Source organism: Sphingopyxis sp. (assembly GCF_041916015.1).
GTDB lineage: Bacteria > Pseudomonadota > Alphaproteobacteria > Sphingomonadales > Sphingomonadaceae > Sphingopyxis.
Map to the genome: position 1 here is coordinate 1 of NZ_JAYSAH010000041.1, position 4770 is coordinate 4770.

Consider the following 4770-nt stretch of genomic DNA (forward strand, 5'->3'; position numbering starts at 1 on the left):
CCGCCGCATTCTGGCGCGCCGCATCGCGCCGCGCCGCATTGCCGCCGAACAGATCGACCTCATAGGCCGCCTGAAACACCGGCTGGGCCGAAAAGCTCTCGCTCGGCTGGCCGAAGGCGTTGACGCTGCGCGCCTCGGCGGCCGGAACGCTGGCCGACAGACTCGGGAGCAGCAGCGACCGCGCACCCCGCTCGTTCGCGCGCGCCTCGGCGACGCGCGCCGCGGCGATCGCAAGGTCGCTGTTGTTCGCGCGCGCCTGCTCGACCAGCGCGGTCAATTGCGGGTCGCCGAAGCGCGCCCACCAGGCGGCGTCAATATCCCCCTCCCCCGGCAGCGCGGTGCGCCAGTCGGCGGGCGGCGCGACGGCGCTCGCCTCAGGGCGCGGCGTCAGCGCCGGCACGCAGGCGCCGAGCAGCAGCGGCAGGATCAGCGCGACGCGTCTCAACGATCATCGTCCGTATAGACGGTGGCGACGACCGACATGCCCGGCCCCAGTCGCGCCGCGAGTTTCTGCGCCGGATCGATGCGGATGCGGACCGCGATCCGCTGCGGCACCTTCACGAAATTGCCCGATCCGGTGTCGGGCTTGATGACGCTGAACTCGCTGCCCGCGGCGGGCGCGACATTTTCGACCGTGCCCTTGATCTCGGCACCGCCGAGCGCGTCGATCCGCAGCCGCGCCTTCTGCCCGACGCGGATGTTCGCGGTCTGCGATTCCTTGAAATTGGCAACCACCCAATGCGTCTCGGGCACCAGATACATGAGCTGGGTGCCCGGATTGACGAGTTGCCCGACGCGCACCGACACTTCGCTGAGCTTGCCCGCGCGCGGCGCGCGGATCACCGTGCGCCTGAGGTCGATGTCGGCAAGCCCGCGCGCCGCCTTCGCATTCTCGACCCCCGCTTCCAGTCCGCCGCGCCCGACGGTGACCGACCGCACCTGTTCGAGCGCGATCTGCCGCTGCGCCTGCGCCTGACGCACCGCCGCCTCGGCCTGGCGCAGCGCGGCGAGCGTCTGGTCGCGCTCGCGCAGCGACACCGATCCCGCATCGACGAGTTCGTTGACGCGCCGCATGTCGGCCTGCGCGCGCTGAAGCTGCGCCCCCGCGTTCGCGACCGCAGCGTCCTGCAACTGCACCTGCGCCTCGGCCGAGCGCTGGCTCTGCTGGCTGTTGCTGAGGCTCGCGGTCTGCGCCGCGATATTCGCCTCGCCCTGCGTCACCCGCTGGCGATAGATGCTGTCGTCGATCTTGGCGAGCACCTGCCCCGCCGCGACGCGCTGAAAATCCTGCACCAGCACCTCGGTCACATAGCCGCCGACCTGCGGCGCGATGATCGTCGTCTGGCCGCGGACATAGGCGTTGTCGGTCGTCTGACTGGAGGCGCGGAACGGCGGCAGCCCCCAGGCGTAGAGAATGGCGAGGGCCCCAGCGAGGATCATCGTGCCGAACAGGATAATCCGCCCGCGCGACTGCGGCGGCTTCCAGCCTTCGGGCGGCGGACCGATCTGGTCGTCGGGCGACGGCGCGGGTTTCGCTGCGGCGGGCGGCGCCTCGGGGGCATCGGCGGACGGCGCCTTGGTGGCCGGTTCTGCCGTTCCCTGGGTCTCCGGCTTGTCTTCGCTCATTGATTTTGCGCCCTCATCTTCTGCAATGCTGCCAGTTCCTTCGCCAGCGGATTATGGCCGCGCCGCCGGTCATAGGCCCAGCGCGCGAACAGCAGCGCAAAGGCCAGCGCCGACAGCGCGCCGATGACGAAGAAAACGTCGTTGAACGCCAGGATCGCCGCCTCGCGCGCCGCCTCGCGCACCACTTGCGAGCCCGCGACGGCGCTCCGCAGCGCCGGGTCGGTCATGTCGCCGGTCAGCGCGTTCGCGAGGCTGGCGATCCCCTGTGCGACCGCGGGATCGTTCGTCGAAACGCTCTGTCCCAGCGTCATCAGGTGCGACTTGGCGCGCAGCGTGTGGAAGGCCGAAAGCCCGGCCACGCCGATCAGCCCGCCCAGCGTCTGCGACAGGCTGAACACCCCGACGAAGCTGACCAGATAGGAAGGCCCCTTGGTCAGGGCGCGGAGCAGCCCCTCCATCATCATCGGTCCCATGAAATAGACGGCGGCAAAGGCGATCGCCGCCTGCGAGAAATAGAGATTCACCGGTCCCGTGCGCAGTCCCGAATGCGTGTCGAGAAACGCACCGATCGTGATCACCGCCAGCGACACCAGCACCGGCCGCCGCAAATCCATCGGGTCGAGGCGCAGGATCGCCAGGATCGCTCCGGCGAAGGTCGCGCCGGTCAGCACCCAATAATAGGAAACAAGCTGGTCGTTGACGAGGCCGATCGCCGACAGGAGCCCCGAGGCGCCGAAATTCTGTTCCGACGTCAGCACGCGCACGAGCGCGCCGGTCAGCGCGAACTGGACGAGCGCGGCGCTTCCCATCCAGCGCGTCTGGAGCATCGGGTTCTTGCGATTATGCTCGATCAGGAACGCCGCCCCGATCAGCACGACCGACGCCGCGAGCGCGGCGCCGAGCCACGGGGTCGTCCACCACTGGATGCGTCCCTGCACCAGAAAGGCGCAGAGCAAGCCGACGCCGCCCGCGAGCATCGGAAAGGTCAGCAGGTCGAGCTTCTCGAACGATTTGATCGTCTCACCGGGCGGCACCTGCAGGATATTGACCAGCCCGACCGCGACGAGCGACAGCGCAAACTGAAACTGGAACAGATGGTTGAGATCGCCATCGAAAACCAGCAGCGGCGAAATCGCGCGTGCAAACGGGGTCCCGACCTGCGTCAGCCCGATCGCAAGGAGGAACCCCGCGATCCGCTTCTCCGCCGGCAGCCCCTGCATCAGATAGAAGGCGGCGAGCGTCGTGAGCCCGCTCGCCGCGATCCCCGCCACGCCGCGCGCGATGAGTTCCATCCGGTAGCCGGCGTCGAAAAGCTGGAGGAAGTTCGCGACCACCAAGGCGATGATGATCACGCGCACGAAGCGCTGGATGCCGAATTGCTGGCGCGATTTGTAGAGCAGGATGCTCATGCACGCGTTCGTCATATTATAAGCGACCGTCACCCACCCGCCCTCGGCCGGAGTCAGGTCCATATGCCCCTGCAAGCCGGTCAGGTTCGCGATCAGCAGGCCGTTGGTGAAGCCGCCGATGATCGCGAGATAGACGCCGATCAGGAAATAGCCGACCTTGCGCAGCACGGGGTGATCGGGCGACGCCGGCGAACCCGGCATGAAGGGCCGCTCGTGCGGCTTGAAGACATATTCGCCGGATGCCGCGGCGGCAGGCGGCACCTCAGCCATGCGAGTCGCCCTTTGCTCCAGCGCCATTGGGTCGCGCGCTTTGCAGGATCGGGCCGGTCAGCATCGTCGCCGCACAATATGCGCGGCGAAGGCGCGCGAAAACCCCTTTTGCTATCGCGCCCTAAACAGCCGCGCCGGCCAGATCGCCGCGCGCGTGGCGGAACACGTCGATGCTGCCCCAGATGGCGAGCCCTGCCATGATCGCGGCGACGAGCAGGTCGGGCCAGCCCTGCCCGGTCCCGAACACGCCGAGCGCCGCGGCCATCACCGCGAGATTGCCGATCGCGTCGTTGCGCGAGCAGATCCACACCGATCGCATGTTCGCGTCGCCCGTCCGCCAGCGATAGAGCATCAGCGCAACGACGACGTTCGAAACGAGCGCCAGCGCGCCGATAATTCCCATCGTCGCGGCCTCGGGCGCGGTGCCCGCGACAAATCCCCAGACCGCCGAGGCGAAGACCCACAACCCGAAGGCGAGCATCGTCGCCGCCTTGAGCAGCGCGGCGCGGGCGCGCCAGGCGATCGCCATGCCGGCGACGCCCAGGCTGATCGCATAATTGGCGCTGTCGCCCAGGAAATCGAGCGCGTCGGCCTGCAACGCTCGCGAATCCGCCGCGACCCCCGCGACGATCTCGACCCCGAACATCGCCGCGTTGATGATCAGCGCGATCCACAGCACGCGCCGCCACTTGGGATCGTTGAGCGCACTCTTGCCGCTTTTGCCCGCACAGCATTGATCGGCCATCGCCGGAGCCTCCTTTTATCGTCGAGTCGGCTCCCTATATGCAGCCTGTAGCCACTACAGGGTCAAGCGATGAAAATCGGCGAACTGTCGCGTGCCACCGGCACCAACATCGAAACCATCCGCTATTATGAGCGGATCGGCCTCCTCCCCGCGCCCGCGCGCACCGGGGCGAATTATCGCAGCTATGGCGGCGAGCATCGCGCCCGGCTCAGCTTCGTGCGGCATTCGCGCGATCTCGGCTTCACGATCGACGAAATCCGCTCACTCCTCGACCTCTCCGATCATCCCGACCGCGACTGCGCCGACGCCGATCGCATCGCCGCCGCGCACCTAGCGCAGGTCGAGGAAAAGATCGCGCAGCTCGCCACGCTGCGCGACGAACTCGCCCGCATCGTCGGCCGCTGCCGCGGCGGGCTCGCGGGTGACTGCCGGGTGATCGAGGCGCTGGGGGATCATGGGCAATGCGAGGGCGCGCATTAAGCCTTCTCGCTCGTCATTCCCGCGAAAGCGGGAACCCAGCTAGCAACCGTCGCAACTGGGTTCCCGCTTTCGCGGGAATGACGAAGGTGGAGATTGAGGAAAGGTGGGACGATTCTGTTGCCCGGCTCGTCCCCAGCCGCTGGTATCCGATTCTGTTGCCCGGTTCGGTCCGAACCGCGTTCTATTTGAATAACCTTAGGCCGTGAGGCTTATCGGTTACGCAGCCAGAGCGAGTGCTTC

General features: G+C 67.7%; 5 protein-coding genes. 1 reads left to right on the top strand and 4 read right to left on the bottom strand.

The window, feature by feature from the left end:
• The 4 genes from ACE3SL_RS05840 to ACE3SL_RS05855 form a co-directional block, all read right to left on the bottom strand.
• Positions 1-445, bottom strand: a 445-nt coding sequence (locus tag ACE3SL_RS05840) for a TolC family protein (RefSeq protein WP_374524818.1), incomplete at its 3' end; no start/stop codon positions are given.
• Positions 442-1626 carry an HlyD family secretion protein gene (locus ACE3SL_RS05845; RefSeq protein WP_374524819.1) on the bottom strand — a complete coding sequence of 395 codons (1185 nt, stop codon included), beginning with the start codon at positions 1624-1626 and terminating at the stop codon, positions 442-444. The genes ACE3SL_RS05840 and ACE3SL_RS05845, both read right to left, overlap by 4 nt.
• Positions 1623-3305, bottom strand: coding sequence for an MFS transporter (locus tag ACE3SL_RS05850; RefSeq protein WP_374524820.1), 1683 nt, complete (start codon positions 3303-3305; stop codon positions 1623-1625). The genes ACE3SL_RS05845 and ACE3SL_RS05850 overlap by 4 nt, the downstream gene beginning before the upstream one ends.
• A gap of 121 nt (positions 3306-3426) precedes the next feature.
• On the bottom strand, positions 3427-4050 hold the full coding sequence (locus tag ACE3SL_RS05855; protein ID WP_374524821.1) for a cation transporter: 624 nt from the start codon (positions 4048-4050) through the stop codon (positions 3427-3429).
• Positions 4051-4119: 69 nt separating this feature from the next.
• On the opposite strand from ACE3SL_RS05855, the gene ACE3SL_RS05860 reads away from it, so the two are divergent.
• Positions 4120-4530, top strand: a complete 411-nt coding sequence (locus ACE3SL_RS05860; RefSeq protein ID WP_374524822.1) for a helix-turn-helix domain-containing protein — start codon at positions 4120-4122, stop codon at positions 4528-4530.
• Positions 4531-4770: the final 240 nt, after the last annotated feature.

Coding starts and splice junctions, on each gene's coding strand:
- ACE3SL_RS05855 (WP_374524821.1), bottom strand. CDS start 4,050: ATGGCCGATCAATGCTGTGCGGGCAAAAGCGGCAAGAGTGCGCTCAAC.
- ACE3SL_RS05845 (WP_374524819.1), bottom strand. CDS start 1,626: ATGAGCGAAGACAAGCCGGAGACCCAGGGAACGGCAGAACCGGCCACC.
- ACE3SL_RS05860 (WP_374524822.1), top strand. CDS start 4,120: ATGAAAATCGGCGAACTGTCGCGTGCCACCGGCACCAACATCGAAACC.
- ACE3SL_RS05850 (WP_374524820.1), bottom strand. CDS start 3,305: ATGGCTGAGGTGCCGCCTGCCGCCGCGGCATCCGGCGAATATGTCTTC.